The following is a 17,922-nucleotide window of genomic DNA, read 5'->3' as shown; positions in this document are numbered from 1 at the left end:
TATTGTTGTTTGACCGGTGATTATTTTCCGGCCCCATTACTGAGGCCGATGCTTATTAAAGTTCGCGTAGCATTAATCCAGCACGTAATCCCACCGCTACATGAGGATTAGGGAATAATACATATTCAATATCTTCTTTCACCACGTAACGCGTGTCGCCATCTTCTGCCAGTAATGTGTCTTTAGGAAACGCGGTGAAGTTCTGCGTTTTCGCCGACATGTGCAACACAAAGTCATCGCTGAGGCGAGTGATCTGTTGCGCCACTTTATAGCGTAGCGGTTCACCTTCCGCCGCTGGCGGAGTTTCACCACTCAGCAAAGCCTGCAACGCCTGTTTGGTTTGTTCAAACTGGCTGAGATCATTTTCACCAAAGGGTTGCGCCTTGCCCAATTCCAGCGTGCAGCTCAACGCATTGAAATGCTCACTGCTGAAATGAGTGAAAGTCCCGCCCGGTGACTGGTGGAACACCAGTGCCTGTAACCCCGCGCAACCCAACCACGAGAGAAACGCCTCATCGTACGGCGTGGTGCGTGAAGGTAACACCCCAAAACGTGGATGGTATGAGCTACGAATGGCGGTGTGCATATCGAGATGCCAGCAAATGGTCTCTTCGCTTTGGGCGAGGAACAAATCCAGCGCGTGTTCAAGGCGACAGGCGCGCTGGGTTTCAATGCTTTCCGGGAACTGCTGCCAGCCCCCGCCGAACATGCGGTTCATGTCGCTGTGTTGGTAACGCTGGTTGCTGCGCAATGCCTCTGGATTACCCAGAACCACCAGCAACCGCCATTGCAACGCCAGCTCACCCGCGAGAAGACTATCAACGAGCTGGGCGAGTATTTCTACTGGCGCAGTTTCGTTGCCGTGGATACCCGCCGACAACACCAGCGTCTTTTCCACAGATTGATGCGGAGTCAATGCCCAAATCCCCTCATCCCACCACTGCCAACGTAGGTGAGTGTTTTTTCCTGCGGTCTGCGTTGGCACTTTACCCGCCAGGGTTTGCGCCAAAAAATCCAACATTGAGCCTCCGGTTAGGACTGAAATTAGTGCTGAAACGGATAAACAAAACCTAAGTCTAGTATACGCGTCAGTTCGTCGAGTGCTTCGCGCCCTTCACGCAACAGTTGAGGGTCAGCTAAATCAGCCTGAGTTAACTGGTCGCGATACCAGCGATCGACCCAGTTGTTGAGGGTGATAAACAACTTGTCGTTCATCATCACCGCCGGGTTTACCGCTTTGAGTTCTGCATCATTGAGAACCACACGCAGACGTAAACACGCCGGGCCGCCGCCGTTAGCCATGCTTTCGCGCAGGTCGAAGACCTGCAAATCGCTAATCGGGTTATCCGCCGCCAGAACCTCATTGAGATAACGCCACACGCCCGCGTGTTGGCGTGACTCTTCGGGCAAGATAAGCGTCATACTACCATCTTCACGGCTCAGTAACTGACTGTTAAATAAATACGTTCCGACCGCATCAGCCACACTCACTTTATCCGCTGGCACTTCAATGGCGGTAAAACCAGGCACTCTTTCACGTAACTGCTCGTAAAGCGCGTGCTGATGCAGGAACGCCTGTTCGTGGCAGAACAGCACCTGGCGGTTGGAAACCGCAATCACGTCGTTGTGGAATACGCCCTGGTCGATAACCATCGGGTTTTGTTGCGCGAACACCAGTAAATCAGGTTTGACCTGGTTGAGTCGCGCTACCGCCTGGCTTGCTTCTAATGTCTGACGTGCCGGGTAGCGCGCCGGAACGAGCCCGGCTTTGGCTTCTTCACGCCCATAAACAAACAGTTGTGTCGACGGCTCGCCATAGGCTCCGCCCAGACGGTTATGGTTCGCCGCCCCTTCGTCACCAAACATAGCGACCTGCGGCAATGCGCCGTGAACAGAAAAATACTGCTCGTTACGGAAGATGGCTCGCAATGTGTTTTCAGTGGTTGGCGCTTCACTGGCGCGGTGGAATTTGTTGTTCAGATTCGCCACCGAGAAATGCACTTTGCCATCCAGACTGTCTGCCGATGGGCAAACGGTCGCGGCATTAGCCACCCACATAGAAGAAGCCGAACTGACAGCCGACAAAAGCTGCGGTGCATCTTTGGCGACACGCTCAATAACTTGCGCATCCGTTCCACTGAAACCTAACTGGCGCAGCAGAGGAACATTAGGCCGCTCTTGCGGAGGGATAACCCCCTGCGCGAAACCGGCATCTGCCAGCGCTTTCATTTTCAGCAAGCCTTGTTTAGCGGCAAGCTTAGGGTTCGAGACGCGGAACTGGTGCTTAGTCGACGCTTCGTTACCGAAAGAAAGCCCGGCGTAATGGTGGGTTAACCCCACCAGTCCATCAAAGTTAACTTCACGCGCTTTCATGGCTATTCCTCACGGCTGAAATCAAGCCCCGGACTCAGGGTCGCAGGCAGCGGGAAGGACGGACTTTCAAGCGTCGCCATCGGCCACGCGCAATAGTCTGCCGCGTACCACGCACTGGCGCGATGGTTGCCGGATGCGCCGACGCCACCAAACGGAGCCGCACTCGAAGCACCCGTTAGCGGTTTATTCCAGTTCACAATCCCGGCGCGGGCTTCGAGTAACAACTGGTCGAATTGCTCGCGATGCGGAGAAATCAGCCCGCTTGCCAGGCCGTAGCGGGTGTCGTTTGCCATGCTGATGGCTTCATCAAAATCGCTATAACGATAAACCGTCAGCAGCGGCCCGAAGATTTCTTCGTCCGGTACGTTTGCCACGCCGGTTAATTCGACAATACCTGGCGTCAGCAACGACGTTCCCGCTTTGACCAGTTTGGGTTCAAGCAATGCTTTCCCGCCGCGGGCGATATGCTCCTGCCAGCCGGTCAGCACGCGTTCTGCGGCCTGGACCGAAATTAACCCGCCGATAAACGGCTGCGGTGTTGCATCCCACGCAGCCGGGCGAATACGCCCCGCCACTTCCACCAGCCGTTGTAAAAATGCATCGCCCTGCGCACCGCGTTTTACCAGCAAGCGACGCGCACAGGTACAGCGCTGCCCCGCAGTCACAAATGCCGACTGAATCACCAGATGCACCGCGCCATCAATATCCTGCGGTTCTTCCACAATCAGCGGGTTGTTGCCGCCCATCTCCAGTGCCAGAATTTTCTCCGGCTGGCCGGCAAACTGGCGATGTAGCTGGTAGCCGGTGTTTGCACTACCGGTAAATAACAGGCCATCAAGTGTCGGCTGCTGTGCCAGAGCCTGGCCCGTTTCACGTCCGCCCTGCACCAGATTCAGCACGCCTGCGGGAACACCCGCCTGCTCCCACAATTTCATCACTTGCTCGCCAATCAGCGGCGTCAGTTCGCTCGGTTTAAACACCAGCGTGTTACCTGCCAGCAACCCCGGAACAATATGCCCGTTTGGCAGATGTCCGGGGAAGTTATACGGGCCAAATACCGCTAACACACCGTGTGGACGATGGCGCAACGTGGCCGCACCATCCGGCATTTCGGTGTGCGTTTCGCCGGTACGGGTGTGGTAAGCCTTAATCGAAATGGCGATTTTATTGATCATCGCGGTGATTTCGGTCGCCGCCTCCCAGCGTGGTTTGCCGGTTTCCTGGGAAATCGTCACCGTCAGCGACTCTTTGTTGGCTTCGAGCAAGGTGGCAAATTTTTCAACGATAGCCTGACGCTCGGCAAACGGGCGTTTCGCCCAGGCCGGAAATGCGGCACGCGCCGCCTGACACGCTTGCTCAACTTGCGGCTCATTTGCCGCCGCCCCTTCCCACAGCAAATCACCATTCACCGGATTGTGCTTTTGCAGCGTTTCGCCCAGGCCCGAAAGCCATTGTCCATTAATCCACTGAGTCATACTTTTTTCTCCTCGGGGCACAAACGCACCAGACGGACGTTATCGCCAGTGCTGCATTTCAGGGCATCAGCGGTTTTGGCATCAATAATCAGCCGGTCGCCTTTTGGGTTCGCCTTAATCAACATGGCGCGGAAATTGTTGTATTTTTCGTTGGCGACCAGGCACATAGGTAACTCTTCGGTTGCCGGTTGCCCAATCACCACTTCAACGAGGCGGCTTTTTCGGATCGCACGCACGCGGTCGATATCACATTCAAGCGTTGGGCCGCCGTCGAAAATATCGACGTAATTACGGTAGCGGAAACCTTCGGCTTCAAGAACCGCACGCGCAGGCGCAGTTTGCGGATGGACTTTGCCAATCACCGCCCGCGCCTCGGCAGACAGGAAATCGGTATAAATCGGATGCTTCGGCATCAGTTCCGCGATAAACGCTTTCTGACCGGTACCGCACAGGTAATCGGCACGGCTAAATTCCATTGAGAAAAAGCGATTGCCGAGGCTTTCCCAGAATGGCGAATGACCGTGTTCGTCAATCACGCCACGCATCTCAGCGACCACTTTTTCATTAAAGCGGTCGCGAAACGCCGCCATAAAGAGAAAGCGTGATTTGGAAAGCAGGTAGCCGTTGCCTTCTTTGCGCCAGTCGGCATCAAGGAAAAGCGTGCAAAGTTCGCTGCTGCCAGTGTGATCGTGGCTAAGGAACAGTGTCGGTAACGCGTTGTAAATGTTCAGCTCTTTGGAGGCATGAACATGGGTGCCAACGTGATAGTTGTACCAGGGGTCGTTTAAGCCCACCGCCACTTCAATGGCGCAAATGCCGACGACGCGTTCTGTCGTGGAATCTTCCAGCACAAACACATAACCCAGGTCGCCTTCTGGCAGGTCGCCCTGCCAGGTTTGAATGGAGCGTTCGATACGTGCCGACAGCGTTTTTTCATCCGCAGGCAGCGAGGTCAACCCGCCGCCCGTTTTACCCGCCAACGCCAGCAGCCCGGATAAATCACCGCGCTCAACCGGACGGATAATCATCATGATTGCTCTCCCGCTAAAAAGCGTTCACAGGCGCGCTCAAAACGATCCAGCCCTTTTTGCACTTCGGCTTCACTGACAATTAATGCCGGTGCGAAACGGACCACATTTGCCCCGGCGATAAGCATCATCAAGCCTTCCTGAGCCGCAGCCTGTAAAATAAGTTTAGCTTTTCCGCTGTATTCCGGTTGGAGTACACAGCCAATTAACAACCCCAAACCGCGCACTTCGCTGAACAACTGATGCTTCTGATTAATTTTGTTTAAACGCTCTACAAACCACGCGTGGCGCTGCTTAACACCGTTGAGCACTTCTGGGGTGTTAATGATTTCCATCACGCGCCCGGCAACGGCTCCTGCTAACGGGTTACCGCCGTACGTCGTGCCGTGAGTGCCGACTACCATCACTTTTGAGAACTTATCGGTAGTCAGCATCGCACCAATCGGGAAGCCACCGCCCAACGCTTTAGCGGTAGAAAGCACATCCGGCGTGATGCCATAGTGCATATAAGCGTAAAGCTCACCGGTGCGGCCGACACCAGTTTGCACTTCATCGAAAATCAGTACCGCGTTATGGCGGTCGCAAAGCTCGCGCAAACCTTGCAGGAAAGTAGGATCGGCGGGTACCACGCCGCCTTCGCCCTGCATCGGCTCCACAATCACCGCGCAGGTATTTTCGTTGATCAGTTCGCTGGCAGATTGCAGATCGTTATAAATGGCATGGCTAATTTGCGGCGGCAGCGGCGCAAAATCCTGCGAATAAGCCGGTTGTCCGCCTGCCGAAACAGTAAACAGCGTGCGACCGTGAAACGCATTTTTGAATGCAACGATGCCACTTTTGTTCGGGCCAAAATTATCGTGGGCGTATTTGCGTGCCAGCTTCAGCGCTACTTCGTTGGCTTCCGCTCCCGAGTTACAGAAGAATACTTTGTCGGCAAAAGTGGCATCGATCAGTTGTTTTGCCAGGCGCAGAATCGGCTCGTTGGTGTAGCCGTTGCCGGTATGCCAGAATTTTGCCGCCTGCTCTTCTAACGCTTTGCGTAAATCAGGGTTGGCGTGGCCCAGCGCGTTGACCGCAATACCCCCGGCGAAATCGATATAGTCTTTGCCTTGCTGGTCCCACAATGTCGACCCTTCACCGCGCACAGGAATAAAAGAAGCTGGGGCATAAACGGGCATCATCCATTCGTCGAAATTTTGGCGGGTAATTGACTGCGACATAAAGACCTCTCCGGGTAAATAAAAAGTTATTTATATGTTAAATAATTGAGTGTTTGCGCTGTAAATGTAGATTGCACGCTTCGTGCCAGCCAGCGATATAAATGCATAGCGGAGGGTTGCTAAAGGAAAATCAAGGAGTTACAAACCAGGCATATTCACTTAAAGTGAATAGATAGTGCATAGTTTTATGGTGCCGTATGGATCGCCGCACGAAAACAAGAAATATTATGCAACTGTAAAATTTAATACTGGATTTGTGATCGATGATGGGGTTTGCACGGCTATTACGCCCCAAAACGGGGCGGCGTGACTTATTTTGGTGCGGATTTTGTATGTGAACGAACGTCATTCTCGTAGGTCGGTTAAGCGTAGCGTCAACCGAAAAAGCAGCGGTTATGGTGGATGAAGCTGGCGCTTATCCCCTCTACAAAGCGGTGATCCCTCGGCATTTTTGCCATTTTCTGCTAACATCCTGCAACATTGACTCGTCACCACGGCAGCGACTTATGAAATTCGTCTCTTTTAATATCAACGGCCTGCGCGCCCGTCCGCACCAACTTCAAGCCATTGTTGAACAGCATCAACCTGACGTTATCGGTTTGCAGGAAACAAAAGTCCACGATGACATGTTCCCGCTCGAAGAGGTTGCAAAGCTGGGTTACAACGTCTTTTATCACGGTCAGAAAGGCCATTACGGTGTGGCGTTGCTCACCAAAGAGACGCCAATTTCCGTGCGTCGTGGTTTCCCTGGCGACGATGAAGAAGCTCAACGCCGTATTATCATGGCGGAAATTCCTTCCCCATTAGGCAATCTGACGGTGATAAACGGTTACTTCCCGCAGGGTGAAAGCCGCGACCATCCGACCAAGTTCCCGGCCAAAATGAAGTTCTACCAAGATCTGCAAAACTACCTGGATACCGAGCTGAAGAAAGATAATCCGGTGCTGATTATGGGTGATGTGAACATCAGCCCGACCGACCTGGATATTGGCATTGGCGAAGACAACCGCAAACGCTGGTTGCGTACCGGTAAATGTTCCTTCCTGCCGGAAGAACGTGAATGGATGGACCGCCTGATTAGCTGGGGCCTGGTCGATACTTTCCGCCACGCAAATCCTGAAGCGCAAGACAAGTTCTCGTGGTTTGATTACCGCTCGAAAGGTTTTGATGACAACCGTGGCCTGCGCATAGATTTGCTGCTGGCAAGCCAACCGCTGGCTGAACGCTGTGTTGCAACCGGCATTGATTACGATATTCGTAGCATGGAAAAGCCATCCGACCATGCGCCGGTGTGGGCTGAATTTAAGCTATAAGGAAGAACACCACATCCCATGCGTAAGTTACTGTTTGCCACGCTGGTTGTGGTTTTCGTTCTCCTCATCATCTATTTGCCGCCGGGAAGTCTGGCGGCCCTGCAACACTATCAAGCGCAATTCTCTGCCTGGCATCATCAGCATCCGCTGCAAACAGCGTTTGCCTTCTTCGTGATTTATCTCCTGGTCACCACACTTTCGATTCCCGGTGCCACGCTGTTAACGCTGCTGGCTGGCTCGCAATTTGGTTTGATTCAGGGCACGGTTCTGGTTGCTTTGGCGGCGACCTGTGGCGCAACACTTGCCATGCTGATTAGCCGTTATCTGCTGCGTCAGTGGGTACAGCAACGTTTTGCGGCTCCCATGTCGGCCATAAATCGTGGGATGGAACGCGAAGGTTTGTACTATCTTTTTGCTTTACGTCTGACGCCGGTTTTCCCGTTCTTTTTGATCAATTTGCTGATGGGCCTGACGTCGGTCAACACTCTGCGTTATTTTGCCGTTAGCCTTGTCGGGATGCTGCCAGCGATTGTGGTTTATCTCAACGCCGGACGCGAACTGAGCCAGCTTAGAACCCTGAGCGATATTCTTTCCCCCGGCATGATGCTGATGTTTATTTTACTGGGTTTATTGCCGCTGGTTTCAAGCCGGATAGTCCGCCTGCTCCGAAAATCATAAGGATCCCATTTTGCGTCTTTTAACTCTTTTGCTGTCGCTGGTTGCGGTCAGCTTTGCGGCCTTTGCACAGCCTGACAACTGGAACAGTCTGCGTCAGCAAGCCAATGGCCAGACCGTTTATTTCAACGCCTGGGGCGGTGACCCGGCGGTAAACAGTTATCTCGACTGGGTTGCCGGTGAAATGAAACAGCAGTACGGCGTGACGGTAAAAGTGGTGCGCCTTGCCGATGCTGCTGATGCGGTAAAGCGTATTCAGAGCGAAGATGCAGCCGGGCGCAAAACCAGGGGTTCGGTCGATTTACTGTGGGTGAATGGCGAAAACTTCCGCACCCTGAAACAGGCTGGATTACTGAAAGAAGGCTGGGCGTGGGCGTTGCCCAACTGGCGCTACGTCGATCAGAATAAACCCGTGCGCGAAGATTTCTCACAACCGACTGACGGAGCCGAAGCGCCGTGGGGCAGCGCGCAGTTAATGCTCATTGGCAATGTGCAACCCAACGTTAAATTCCCGCGCAGCGCTGATGAACTGCTGGCATTTGCCAAAGCGCACCCGGGTAAACTGAGTTACCCTCGCCCGCCCGATTTCACCGGCACCGCGTTTATCGAACAGCTATTCATTGTGCTGACTCGCGATCGGCAAGCGTTGCGTACCCCGCCCGACGCAGCGACTTTCCAGCAGGTGACGGCTCCGCTGTGGGATTACCTGGATAAGCTGCATCCGCTGTTATGGCGTGAGGGCAAAACGTTCCCGCCAACGCCTGCCCGCATGGACCGCATGCTGGCCGACGGCGAACTGCTGTTCTCCGTGACGTTCAACCCCTCGCATGTCGACAATTTAATCGACCGTAAACAACTGCCGAAAACAGCCCAGGCATTTGGATTTGAGCAAGGCATGTTGGGTAACGTCCATTTTGTGACGATCCCAGCTAATGCTAATGCGCAGGCGGGCGCCCAAGTGCTGGCTAACTTCCTGATGTCGCCAGAGGCGCAAATTAGGAAAGCCAACCCGGCAATCTGGGGCGATGCGACGGTGCTTGATAGCTCGACACTGCCACAACCGTTGCGTGAGCAACTTGATGCTCAAAAACCGGTCCACCAGCAAAGCGTGCCTTACCTGGCTGAACCGCATGCCGCCTGGGTAGAGGCTCTGGAAAAAGAGTGGTTGCAGCGTTACGGGGCTAAATGAGCCATCGTCTCTTAGCAATCCTTGCTGTGGCGTGCGTTTTTGCACCGCTGCTACCGGGTTTAGCTATGATGACAAAGCCGCTGCTGATGCCCGAAATATGGCAGGCGTTGTGGACGGATAACCAATGGCCGCAGGCGCTGCTGGCGACGCTAAATTCAACCCTGATTAGCGTCCTGGGGGCGCTGGCACTGTGTTTGCTTCTGCTTTGCGGGCTTTGGCCTGGCGTTCGCTGGCAACGTTACACCGCGCAACTGCCGCTCCTGTTAGCCTTGCCTCACGTTGCCTTCGCCAGCGGTTTTCTGTTGCTGTTTGCCGATAACGGCTGGCTGGCACGATTGTGTGGAGTGTCATTTCATCTTGATGAATTCGGTGTAGGGCTGGGCATATTGCTGGCGTTCAAAGAGAGCTGGTTTTTGTTATGGATTGCCAGCACGCAGCTCCCCCACACGACGCTGTCCCAACAACTCACCGTGGCGCAAAGCCTGGGTTACGGCCCGCTGCAAAGCCGCATTCGGGTTATAGTTCCGCAGCTTTTGCCGCGCCTGAAGTGGGCGTTATTAGCGGTTGTGGCCTACAGCCTTTCGGTGGTTGATGTCGCGATGATTCTTGGCCCGGCAAACCCGCCAACGCTCGCGGTTCTTGCCTGGCAGTGGCTTAACGATGCCGACCCGCAGCGCGTGGCAATGGGGATGTTAACGTCCCTGCTGATGCTGGTGATGTTGATCGTTTTTATTGTCGTTGGCTACGGACTCTGGATGTTCATTCGCCGCGCTTTAGGGCAGTTTTCCGGCAGGCGCCATCAATCTGGTATTCAGCCGCTGGCGTCGGGTGCCGGTTTTATGATGAGCGCAACGGGCATGGCGGCCATCGCAATGCTGGTAGTTTGGTCATTCGCCGACGGCTGGTTCTACCCTTCGCTATTTCCCGATGGACTTGCGTTTTCTGGCTGGCAAACCGCTGAGTTATCATCGTTAACCACCACACTAATAATCGCGCTGGCGAGTAGCTTACTCGGTTTTCTGGTGGTTATTCTTTGGCTGGAAGGTGGCAACTCGCGCTTTGATATGTGGCTGGTTCTACCGTTGTTTTTACCCGCGCTGCCGCTGGTCGCCGGGCAATACCGAATGTTGTTAGTGCTTGATCAAGACGGCAATTGGCCCGGTGTTATCTGGAGTCATTTGCTGTGGGTGGTGCCGTATATGTTATTAGTGGCACGCCCCGCCTGGCAGCAGTTTGACAGGCGGTTGCTTATCACCGCGCAGACTTTTGGCTGGTCGAGATGGAAGATTTTATGCCGGGTTAAACTGCCGATTTTAGTTCGCCCGCTGCTGGCCGCTTTTGCCGTTGGGTTCTCAGTCAGCGTCGCGCAGTATTTACCCACGCTCTATGCTGGCGCCGGGCGTTTTTCCACCGTCACCACACAGGCGGTGGCCTTAAGCAGCGGCGGCGACCCACAGCAGCAGGCGATTCAGGCGTTGCTGCAAATGCTGCTTCCGGCAATGATGTTTATCGCTACACTCCAGGTTAGCCGCCTGGTAAGCCATTATCGACAAGGGTTACGCTGATGCTCAATGTTCAGAACTGTTCGATTTCTAACGCATCGCGCTCGCTGATTAATGAGCTGAATTTTACCGTTTCTCCTGGCGAAGTGCTGACGCTAATGGGGCCGTCGGGCGCGGGGAAATCAACGTTTTTAAGCTGGATGATTGGCGCATTGTCGGCTGAATTTCGCGTGTCAGGTGAGCTTTGGCTTAACCAAAAACGCCGCGATACTTTACCCACTGAACGGCGAAACATGGGCATTCTGTTTCAGGATGCCTTGCTGTTTGCTCATCTGAACGTGGGGCAGAACCTGGCGATGGCGATTCCTGAGGCGATCAAAGATCGTAAGCTGCGCCAGCATTGCGTTGAAGAAGCGCTGGCAAACGCGCAACTCGCGAACTTTGCCCGGCGCGACCCGGCAACGCTTTCCGGTGGGGAACGTGCGCGCATTAGCGTGCTGCGGGCGTTGCTGGCAAAACCAGAAGCGCTGCTGCTCGACGAACCTTTTTCACGTTTAGATCAGACCTTGCGTGAGCAATTTCGCCAGTTTGTCTGGCAACAAGTCGAGCAAATGGACATTCCGGTGGTGCTGGTCACCCATGACCCGCAGGATATTCCCGTCGGCGGAAAAATAATCACGATCAATAGTTCCCCCAGCTAATTCGTCATACATATTCATGCGTTACCGCAAAGAATAGCCGTCGCTATTAGGCAAAAATAGCGGCTCTTTTTTTCTCTCTTTCAGGTTATAAGATGAAACGTGTTTCTCAACTAACCGCCGCCTTGATGTTATCCGGGTTGGCGCACATGGCAACCGCGGCAGATATGCCATCCCAGATGACTTTATCCACTCTTCAAGCGCAGCACGGCGTGGTTATTGATACACGTCTAAGTGCCTTTTATAACGGCTGGCCACAAACCATTTCCAGCGTCGGTGGCCATGAGCCTGCCGCTCTGAATTTATCGGCCAGTTGGTTAGACATGATGAATGATGAGCAACTGCAATTGTGGGCAAAACAGCACGCGATTAAACCTGACAGTCTGATTGCTCTGTATGGCAATGATGATGAGACAAAAGCGGTGAAAACACGCTTGTCTAAGCTGGGCTATCAGCATGTTGCACTGCTTTCTGATGCTCTCCAGCAACCCGCTCGTTTGCAGAAAATGGCTCACTTCGAGCAGTTGGTTTACCCGCAGTGGCTGCACAATCTGATGCAGAATAAAGCTGTCGTGGCAAAACCAGCGGGTGAAGTGAAAATCATTGAAGCCGCCTGGGGCGCGCCAAAGCAATACCTGCTGAGTCACATTCCAGGTGCGGATTACATTGATACCAATGACATCGAAAGCGAGCCGTTATGGAACAAAGTTTCTGACGACAAGCTGAAAGCATTGATCGCAAAACACGGCATTCGTCACGATACCACCGTGATTATGTACGGGCGTGATGTCTACGCTGCGGCACGTGTCGCACAAATTCTGCTGTATGCAGGCGTGAAAGATGTGCGTTTGCTCGATGGCGGCTGGCAGAGTTGGTCTGATGCCAAATTGCCGGTCGAGCGTGGCTTGCCAAACGATGTGAAACCCGCACCTGATTTCGGCGCAACCATTCCAGGCCAGCCACAACTGATGCTCGACACCGAGCAGGCTCGCGGCCTGTTAGGTCGTAAAGACGCGTCTTTAGTGAGCATCCGTTCCTGGCCGGAATTTATCGGCATCACCAGCGGCTATAGCTACATTAAACCAAAAGGTGAAATTGCCGGGGCGCGTTGGGGCCACGCGGGTTCCGACTCCACGCATATGGAAGATTTCCATAATCCAGATGGCACTATGCGTTCGGCTGATGATATCGCCGCGATGTGGAAAAGCTGGAACATTACGCCGGATCAGCACGTTGCGTTTTATTGCGGCACCGGCTGGCGCGCGTCTGAAACCTTCATGTATGCCCGTGCGATGGGCTGGCAGAATGTTGGCGTGTACGATGGCGGCTGGTATGAGTGGAGCAGTAATCCGAAGAACCCGGTGGCGACTGGGGAGCGTAAGCCTCTGTAAGATGTTTTAAGTTTTCCCCTCACCCCGCCCCTCTCCCTCAGGAGAGGGAGAAACCGGTCTATCCCCTCTCCTGAGGCAGAGGGTTAGGGTGAGGGCTGTTCTTCAACCACCCACGCGCTTTAACGTCTCATATCCACTCCACACTCGCGTAAATGTCGTCATCCAGCACAGCGCACCAAACACCCACGCAAACCAGACAAACCACTGCGGGAACAGGCAACTCAGGACAAAGAGCGCGATAGTTTCCGTGCCTTCCGTCAAGCCACCGAGATAGTAAAACGATTTGTGCGCGTAGCCGGGATTATCAAGCTGATGCTTTTGCGCCACCGCAGCAAATGCCAGGAAACTGCTGCCGGTCCCGATAAACGCAAACAGGAGCCAGCCACCGGCTAATGCATTTTGCGCCGGGTCGGCGAGAATAAAACCAAATGGCACCAGGGCGTAAAACAAAAAATCTAACGAAATATCGAGAAACCCCCCGGCATCGGTCAGGCCGCGCCGCCGCGCCAGCGCGCCATCTAAACCATCAAACAGCCGGTTCAACACTATCGCAACCAGGGCCGCGCCATACCATTGCAGCGCTAAAAACGGCAGCGCCAGCACTCCGATGGCAAAGCCAATTAGCGTCAGCCCATCGGGGGAGATAGACGGTTTATCCAGCGTCGCCGCAGCACGTTCCAGTGACGGTTTAATCCGTGGATGGAGGTAACTATCAAACATGAGGCTGTTTCCCGGTTGCGCTGACGCATAGCCCTTGCGCCGGAATATCCAGTGCGGCATTAAAGCGGGCGGAGAGATTCTGGAAGGCAATCAATGCGGTTAATTCGGTGATGGCTTTGTCATCATAATGGGTTTTCAGTTCGGCTTTTAGCGCATCACTGATTTGCGGAGGCGTCGCTGTCATCGCATCAGCATAAGCGAGTGCCGCTTGTTCTTTGGCGGTGAACAGCGTCTCGTCGCGCCAGTTCGCGACGGCCAGGACTTTATCCATCGAACCGCTACGCTCTGCCAGCCGCAAGCTATTGGCATCAATGCAAAATTCGCAGCAGCATTGTTGGGAAACACGCGTCATCACCAGGGAGCGCACCACCGGGTCGATTTTCGCCCGCCGTCTTTCGAGAAAGCCCACGAACAATGCCACCAGCCAGAATAAAAACGGAAAGCGCCCCCACCATCGCGTTGGGTTTAGCACCGAGCCGAAATGCTTTTGTTGCATCGAAACAATGGGCCGTAAACTGGCAGGCAATTTTTCAAGCGGAGCCACCCAGGGAGCGCTTTTTTTATTCGTCATTCGGGAAAATCTTCAGAAAACCTTTGATGGCGCGTATTATGCCACGCCCATGGGGAAAGAGCGGATGAGTATCATGAAAACCATTGATGTCGTTGCGGCAATTATTGAGCGTAACGGTAAGATTTTACTCGCCCGACGCCCGGAAGATGGCGATCAGGCGGGTTTGTGGGAATTTCCCGGCGGCAAAGTCGACGCGGGTGAATCACAACCTGAAGCCCTGGCGCGGGAGTTAGAAGAAGAGCTGGCGATTAACGCGGTGGTTGGGCATTACGTTGCCAGTCATCGGCGGGAAGTTTCCGGGCGAATTATTCATCTGCACGCCTGGCATGTCAGTGAGTTTAGCGGCGAATTAACGGCACTTTGCCACAGTGAACTGGCCTGGTGTTTACCGGCCGGGGCATTTGAGTACAACCTTGCCCCGGCAGATATTCCCTTGCTGGAAGCGTTTATGGTTTTACACGCCGCCAGACTAAAGGATTTGTACTAAGCGTCTTTTCGTCGCGCTGGCATTGCAACAAAATTCCGCCATCGGCTTTCACAACCGCCCCTTCGGTGTAATTTTGATCCTGATAGATACAACACTGGCTGCACGGTGCAGCTCTTTGCCCCTGCGTGCTGAACACTTCCGGCGGCACGGAAATATCTATCTGGGGATCAAGACGCTGCGCCATCCCCGGCAGGCTTATCATCAGCGCCACGGCGGCGGCGAGCTGGCTTTTTAGTCGCATCTTCACTTCCCTCTTTTTTCGCCCATTGCTTGCGCGGTTTTTTCTGCTCGTCAGGCGCTTTGACGCCTTTAAAGGCATGATGAACCGGCTTGGTTCGCGCCTGGTGAATAAGGTCATATAACGTTTGCACCAGCGGCTGCATGAAATCCTGATAACGGCACTGTTTTTCACTGATTTGTGTCAGCGTCGATTCCCACTGTGCCGTCATATCCGGCCTTGCAGCCAGTTCTGGCAGAGAATGAATTAACGCGCGCCCCGCATCAGATGAGTGAATATAGCGCCCTTTTTTCACCAGGAAGGTTCGTTTAAACAGCAGCTCGATGATGCCGGCGCGAGTCGCTTCTGTGCCTAATCCGTCCGTTGCACGTAGGATCTTTTTCAGATCTTTATCCTGCACGAAGCGGGCAATCCCGGTCATTGCCGAAAGCAGCGTTGCATCGGTGAAATGGCGTGGCGGTTGGGTCTGGCGTTCAATCACCTCACCTTTTTCACACAGCAATTCATCACCTTTGGCAACCACCGGCAGCGGCGTACCATCGTTTTCTTCATCGCGCTCTTTGCCGCCCAACAGCGTGCGCCAGCCAGCTTCAGCCAGGAAACGGGCTTTGGCGTTAAATTTACCGCCAGCAATATCAAGATCGATGGTGCATTTGCGGAACACCGCATCGGCACAGAACTGCATTAAGTATTGTCGGGCGATCAGGTTGTAAACTTTAGATTCATTTTCAGAAAGCGAAATTTTGGAGCTACGCGCGGTCGGGATAATCGCGTGGTGAGCATCAACTTTTTTGTCATCCCAACAGCGGTTGCGCAGATCGGTATTCAGCGCAGGCTGCGGGAATAAATCAGGCTGGTGGATGCTAATCGCATTCAGTACCGCGTGACGCCCGGCAAAATGTTCATCCGGTAAGTAACGGCTATCCGAGCGCGGGTAAGTGATAAGTTTGTGGGTTTCGTACAATTTCTGGCAAATATCCAGCACGTTCTGCGCACTTAGCCCAAAACGTTTAGCCGCCTCGATTTGCAGACTGGAGAGCGAAAACGGCAGCGGGGCGACTTCTGATTCCCGTTTATCATTATAGGCAGTGACTATCGCCGGTTGCCCGCCGATACGGTTCACCACATGTTCAGCCAGCGGGCGATGCAGCAAGCGCCCTTCTTCGTCCTGATACGGTTCGCAAGATTCGCTTGGTTGCCACGTTGCGACAAAACGTTCATCGGCAGGTGTAACGATGTGCGCTTTGACTTCGAAGAAATCTTTAGCGACGAAATTCTCAATTTCTTCGTCGCGACGCACCACCAGACCGAGTACCGGCGTTTGCACGCGCCCGACGGAGAGCACCCCCTGATAACCCGCATTACGCCCAAGAATGGTGTAAGCGCGGGTCATGTTGATGCCGTAAAGCCAGTCGGCACGGGCGCGAGCCAGGGCTGAAACACACAGCGGAATAAATTCACTGTTCGCACGTAAGCGACTTATAGCGCGTTCTACCGCCTGCGGGTTGAGATCGTTTATCAGGCAGCGTTGAACTTGCTGACGCTTTTGCGGTGCCAGTTCCAGGTAGTCGAGAACTTCGTCCACCAGCAGTTGCCCTTCGCGATCCGGGTCACCTGCATGAACCACTTCGTCAGCCTGGACGAGGAGTTTTTTGATGGCGTTAAGCTGTTTAGTGACCGACGGGCGCGGCTGCAAGCGCCACTTTTCCGGCACAATCGGCAGATCGGCAAGGTTCCAGCGGGCATAACGCGCATCGTATGCATCTGGCTGAGCCTGTTCCAGCAAGTGACCGATACACCAGGTCACGACTTGCCCATTACCACACTCAATGAACCCATCGCCACGGCGATGGGGCTTGGGTAGCACGTCAGCAATAGCGCGAGCGAGACTCGGTTTTTCGGCAATAAACAAACGCATCCGACTAACGAATCTCAATCATCGGGCGGCCCGCGCGTGCGGTTTTTAGCTCGCCAATCGCGGTCAGTTTGATGCCATTTTTTTCGGCGACGGCGGCAACGGCAGCTTCTGCGCTCTCTTCAACGGCCAGCAGCAAGCCGCCTGAAGTTTGCGGGTCACAGAGCAAATCACGCTGCGCCTGGGTCATTTCACCCATCAGATATCCGTAGCTGGCAAAGTTGCGCGAAGTACCGCCTGGCACGCAGCCCTGTGCGATGTAGTCTTCGACACTCGGTAATTTAGGGACTTTATCGAACCAGACTTCGGCCTGAATGCCTGCGCCCTGGCACATTTCGCTGAGATGACCGAGCAGACCAAAACCGGTGACATCCGTCATGGCGGTGACGCCTTCGATATCGGCAAATTCAGCGCCAGGTTTGTTGAGTTGGCACATGACTTCTGCGGCCAGGCCGTAGTGTTCGGGTTTAAGCAGGGATTTTTTCTCAGCGGTGGTCAGCACACCAATACCGAGCGGCTTAGTGAGGAACAGTTTGCAACCTGCGGTGGCCGAGCTGTTTTTCTTCACGCGGTCGGTAGGCACAATCCCGGTCACGGCGAGGCCAAAAATAGGCTCTGGTGCGTCAATGGAGTGACCACCGGCCAGAGAAATTCCGGCCTGCTGGCATACAAAACGCCCACCTTCAATGACTTTACGCGCGATTTCTGGTGCCAGGGTGTTAATCGGCCAGCCAAGAATGGCGATAGCCATAATAGGTTTGCCGCCCATCGCATAGATATCACTGATCGCGTTGGTGGCAGCAATGCGCCCAAAATCGAAAGGATCGTCGACGATCGGCATAAAGAAGTCGGTGGTGCTGATGACACAAGTGCCGTTGCCCAGATCGTATACCGCCGCGTCATCACTGGTTTCGTTTCCTACCAGTAAGTTAGGGTCGACAAATTTAGCCTGCTCGGATTGCAGAATAGTTTGCAGGACTTTCGGGGAAATTTTGCAGCCGCAACCAGCTCCGTGGCTGTACTGCGTCAAACGAACGGTTTGCTCACTCATGGACTACTCCTGTCATTGGCAATGCCGCTATGGTAACTCTTCGGCCAGGGAGTAGTAAGTATCAGTGTCTGAATTG

Annotated in this window: 17 protein-coding genes; 7 read left to right on the top strand and 10 right to left on the bottom strand. The window is 54.0% G+C overall.

Features of this window, described 5'->3' with window-relative positions; all coding sequences use genetic code 11:
- Nucleotides 1-55: 55 nt before the first annotated feature.
- From astE to GBAG_RS07640, 5 genes are read right to left on the bottom strand one after another with little or no spacing between them, the layout of a single operon-like run.
- Nucleotides 56-1,021, bottom strand: a complete 966-nt coding sequence (gene astE, locus GBAG_RS07660) for a succinylglutamate desuccinylase (protein ID WP_034494755.1) — start codon at nt 1,019-1,021, stop codon at nt 56-58.
- 23 nt (nt 1,022-1,044) lie between these two features.
- Complete coding sequence (gene astB / locus GBAG_RS07655) at nt 1,045-2,373, bottom strand: N-succinylarginine dihydrolase (RefSeq protein WP_034494753.1); 1,329 nt, start codon at nt 2,371-2,373, stop codon at nt 1,045-1,047.
- Between the two features lie 2 nt (nt 2,374-2,375).
- Entirely contained in the window at nt 2,376-3,848 is a 1,473-nt protein-coding gene (gene astD / locus GBAG_RS07650) for a succinylglutamate-semialdehyde dehydrogenase (RefSeq protein WP_034494751.1), read from the bottom strand.
- Complete coding sequence (astA, locus tag GBAG_RS07645) at nt 3,845-4,879, bottom strand: arginine N-succinyltransferase (RefSeq protein WP_034494748.1); 1,035 nt, start codon at nt 4,877-4,879, stop codon at nt 3,845-3,847. Before astA ends, astD begins: the two co-directional genes overlap by 4 nt.
- A complete protein-coding gene (locus GBAG_RS07640) occupies nt 4,876-6,096 on the bottom strand; it encodes an aspartate aminotransferase family protein (protein WP_034494746.1) in 1,221 nt (406 codons plus the stop codon). Before GBAG_RS07640 ends, astA begins: the two co-directional genes overlap by 4 nt.
- A gap of 506 nt (nt 6,097-6,602) precedes the next feature.
- Between GBAG_RS07640 and xthA the strand changes: the two genes are divergently transcribed.
- The 6 genes from xthA to GBAG_RS07610 all read left to right on the top strand — a co-directional run bounded on the left by xthA (nt 6,603) and on the right by GBAG_RS07610 (nt 12,864).
- Nucleotides 6,603-7,409, top strand: coding sequence for an exodeoxyribonuclease III (xthA, locus tag GBAG_RS07635; protein ID WP_034494745.1), 807 nt, complete (start codon nt 6,603-6,605; stop codon nt 7,407-7,409).
- An 18-nt stretch (nt 7,410-7,427) separates the two neighbouring features.
- Nucleotides 7,428-8,087, top strand: coding sequence for a TVP38/TMEM64 family protein (locus GBAG_RS07630; RefSeq protein ID WP_034494743.1), 660 nt, complete (start codon nt 7,428-7,430; stop codon nt 8,085-8,087).
- 10 nt (nt 8,088-8,097) lie between these two features.
- Nucleotides 8,098-9,273, top strand: coding sequence for an ABC transporter substrate-binding protein (locus GBAG_RS07625; RefSeq protein ID WP_034494741.1), 1,176 nt, complete (start codon nt 8,098-8,100; stop codon nt 9,271-9,273).
- Nucleotides 9,270-10,838 (top strand): ABC transporter permease, encoded by a 1,569-nt coding sequence (locus tag GBAG_RS07620; RefSeq protein WP_034494740.1) that lies wholly within the window; start codon nt 9,270-9,272, stop codon nt 10,836-10,838. The genes GBAG_RS07625 and GBAG_RS07620 overlap by 4 nt, the downstream gene beginning before the upstream one ends.
- Nucleotides 10,838-11,476, top strand: coding sequence for an ATP-binding cassette domain-containing protein (locus GBAG_RS07615; RefSeq protein WP_034494738.1), 639 nt, complete (start codon nt 10,838-10,840; stop codon nt 11,474-11,476). The genes GBAG_RS07620 and GBAG_RS07615 overlap by 1 nt, the downstream gene beginning before the upstream one ends.
- Nucleotides 11,477-11,568: 92 nt before the next feature.
- Entirely contained in the window at nt 11,569-12,864 is a 1,296-nt protein-coding gene (locus tag GBAG_RS07610) for a rhodanese-like domain-containing protein (protein WP_034494736.1), read from the top strand.
- 102 nt (nt 12,865-12,966) lie between these two features.
- Here GBAG_RS07610 and GBAG_RS07605 read toward each other — a convergent pair whose 3' ends face one another.
- Nucleotides 12,967-13,584 carry a CDP-alcohol phosphatidyltransferase family protein gene (locus GBAG_RS07605; protein ID WP_034494735.1) on the bottom strand — a complete coding sequence of 206 codons (618 nt, stop codon included), beginning with the start codon at nt 13,582-13,584 and terminating at the stop codon, nt 12,967-12,969.
- Nucleotides 13,577-14,155: a carboxymuconolactone decarboxylase family protein gene (locus tag GBAG_RS07600; protein ID WP_034494734.1), complete on the bottom strand. Its 579-nt coding sequence runs from the start codon at nt 14,153-14,155 to the stop codon at nt 13,577-13,579. Before GBAG_RS07600 ends, GBAG_RS07605 begins: the two co-directional genes overlap by 8 nt.
- 73 nt (nt 14,156-14,228) lie before the next feature.
- Between GBAG_RS07600 and GBAG_RS07595 the strand changes: the two genes are divergently transcribed.
- Nucleotides 14,229-14,642, top strand: coding sequence for a pyrimidine (deoxy)nucleoside triphosphate diphosphatase (locus tag GBAG_RS07595; RefSeq protein WP_072011155.1), 414 nt, complete (start codon nt 14,229-14,231; stop codon nt 14,640-14,642).
- Here the strand turns inward: GBAG_RS07595 and GBAG_RS22050 are convergent.
- From GBAG_RS22050 to selD, 3 genes are read right to left on the bottom strand one after another with little or no spacing between them, the layout of a single operon-like run.
- Nucleotides 14,602-14,844 carry a DUF1496 domain-containing protein gene (locus GBAG_RS22050; RefSeq protein ID WP_410372809.1) on the bottom strand — a complete coding sequence of 81 codons (243 nt, stop codon included), beginning with the start codon at nt 14,842-14,844 and terminating at the stop codon, nt 14,602-14,604. The two genes, GBAG_RS07595 and GBAG_RS22050, sit on opposite strands and share 41 nt — an antisense overlap.
- A complete protein-coding gene (locus tag GBAG_RS07590; RefSeq protein WP_034494731.1) occupies nt 14,810-16,798 on the bottom strand; it encodes a DNA topoisomerase III in 1,989 nt (662 codons plus the stop codon). The genes GBAG_RS22050 and GBAG_RS07590 overlap by 35 nt, the downstream gene beginning before the upstream one ends.
- A gap of 4 nt (nt 16,799-16,802) precedes the next feature.
- The gene (selD, locus tag GBAG_RS07585; RefSeq protein ID WP_034494729.1) at nt 16,803-17,846 is read right to left on the bottom strand and encodes a selenide, water dikinase SelD; all 1,044 of its coding nucleotides are present in this window, start codon (nt 17,844-17,846) and stop codon (nt 16,803-16,805) included.
- Nucleotides 17,847-17,922: the final 76 nt, after the last annotated feature.

It is taken from the genome of Buttiauxella agrestis ATCC 33320 (assembly GCF_000735355.1).
In the GTDB taxonomy this organism is placed as follows: domain Bacteria; phylum Pseudomonadota; class Gammaproteobacteria; order Enterobacterales; family Enterobacteriaceae; genus Buttiauxella; species Buttiauxella agrestis.
Note: the sequence above shows the minus strand (reverse complement) of the source record. Positions and strands in the feature narration are given on the sequence as shown.